At 58.5% G+C, this 1,703-nt stretch carries 2 protein-coding genes and 1 pseudogene; 2 read left to right on the top strand and 1 reads right to left on the bottom strand.

Going from position 1 to position 1,703, the window contains the following annotated elements; translation table 11 throughout:
• The first annotated feature begins 251 nt into the window (after nucleotides 1–251).
• Together BLR05_RS25585 and BLR05_RS26725 are read left to right on the top strand one after the other, a co-directional pair.
• Nucleotides 252–1,136: a DUF6402 family protein gene (locus BLR05_RS25585; RefSeq protein ID WP_092840645.1), complete on the top strand. Its 885-nt coding sequence runs from the start codon at nucleotides 252–254 to the stop codon at nucleotides 1,134–1,136.
• A gap of 56 nt (nucleotides 1,137–1,192) precedes the next feature.
• Nucleotides 1,193–1,537 (top strand): hypothetical protein, encoded by a 345-nt coding sequence (locus tag BLR05_RS26725; RefSeq protein ID WP_192883928.1) that lies wholly within the window; start codon nucleotides 1,193–1,195, stop codon nucleotides 1,535–1,537.
• 22 nt (nucleotides 1,538–1,559) lie between these two features.
• On the opposite strand, the pseudogene BLR05_RS27450 reads toward BLR05_RS26725, so the two are convergent.
• Nucleotides 1,560–1,703: pseudogene (locus BLR05_RS27450) on the bottom strand (peptidase M20); the annotation flags it as partial.

Genomic DNA, 1,703 nt, shown 5'->3' with positions numbered 1-1,703 from the left:
TGCGGCCCACGTTCAGGTAGGGGTGCTTGATGCCCTCGACCTTCGACGTGACCTGCCGGTAGGCGGTGTTCTGCCGGTAGAGCGCGTTCAGGATGCACGGCGCCTGCAGCGCATCAATGCACTGCTACCCGCGATCTACTTTGGATTGCAACCGGTAACTTTTCACTGAGCTGCCGCTGCTCTGCTGTTGCTGTTCATCTCTATCATTCGCGCCTGTTGGCTGAATAATCATTCGAAACGGGTGGGTGGACATGAGTGGCATAGTAAAGGTGCCCCAAGAGGCGCTACGCGCTGCACTGGCGCACAAACTTGCGCCGAAGCACGCGACGCGGCTTTTTCAACTGCGTGATATTCCGGGTGTGATGCGCTCGCGACTGGGCTGGCCTGTGGCCAGTGCGTTGATGGAGCGGTGGTTCAATGGAGCGCCGTTCCGGATGCCCAGGGAAATGAAGTTCAGCGAGTCGCCTTACCGCCTGAGCCAGCTTCCTTCGGCCTATCTTGATGACACCATCGTCACCATGCAATGGGCGATTGGTTTTGCCAGAGTGCGGGCGGCGCTGGACCAGTTGCAAAAGAACTGGGCAAGTCCGGCAGGATTGCTGATGCTGAAGCGCCGCATAGGCAATCAGGATCGAGCGCAATGCTGGCGCTTTGGGGATTTGTCGCTCCCGGCAAAAGTATTGGACGATACCTGTCAAGTCAACTTTTCGGTGTTCGGACGATGGAGCGACCCTTTGGACGATTTCTACGGTGCGATGGGTGAGGCCCAGATCAAGGTTGCTGTGTCTGGCACGGTCACTCCCCGAGGTCCGGGAAGCGCCAAAGTGGAGATCGACGAACTGGGGTTCTATCTGCGGGATTCCTACGATTTCAACGACGGCAACTCGTTCATTTCGCAGCCTTTGGGATGCTGGGGCTTCGATGGCATGCAGTGCGGTATCCGTACCAGCATGGATGTGCCTATTTCGGAGGTCGTGGTGGACGAGGACCCTTCGGTTGTACAGGGCTACAAATACGTTGTACAAAACTTCGATTTCCGCAGGTGGAGCGAGAAAAATCAGAAGGGCGGCGACTTCATGGTGCTGTCCAACGTTCACAGGGTGCGATTGCCTTTCCCAGTGAGGTTGGAGTGGTGAGCCGGTGGTTGGGCTATGCGCGCCAAAAGAAGCGAACAATATGGATCGCCGCTGGATTGTCGCTGCTCGTTGGGTTGGGATACTCCGCGCTCCCCACGTACGACCGCAGCCACTACAGCCCCCGGCATGTCTACCGCCTCGACTACTACGAAGCGTCATGGCTGCAGCGGTTGATGCACTGGAATATGAAGTATCCCCATGTCATCCGCCTCTATCGCATTCAACCTGAAACTCTTTTAGGGAAAAGCCAGGTGGTTGATCTCTGGCTGAATGGCGAAATTTACTGGTGGTTAAATCCGCCAGTGAATGCGGTGCAGGTCGGCCGGGACGTTGTGTTCGAGAACGTACCTCCCGAATGTACCGACTGCCCCCGCTTGCCCGACTCTGCCGTCATGCCCTGACCGGCAGGTGGTCCCCCCCCCCTCAACCCAGCAGATCGTGCAGCGCCCGCGCAATCACCTTGGTGGCGCGGCGCAGGTCTTCGAGCTCCACGCGTTCGTCCGCGCGCTTGGCGTGCGATTCGAGCACGGTGCGCGGGCCGGCGCCGTAGATCACGCCGGGAATGCC

The organism is Paracidovorax cattleyae (assembly GCF_900104515.1).
Taxonomy (GTDB): domain Bacteria; phylum Pseudomonadota; class Gammaproteobacteria; order Burkholderiales; family Burkholderiaceae_C; genus Paracidovorax; species Paracidovorax cattleyae.
This window is presented reverse-complemented; position numbering and strand designations above follow the sequence as displayed.

What these genes read in the sequence shown, in the direction of transcription:
- BLR05_RS25585 (WP_092840645.1), top strand. Translation starts at nt 252, where the DNA reads ATGAGTGGCATAGTAAAGGTGCCCCAAGAGGCGCTACGCGCTGCACTG.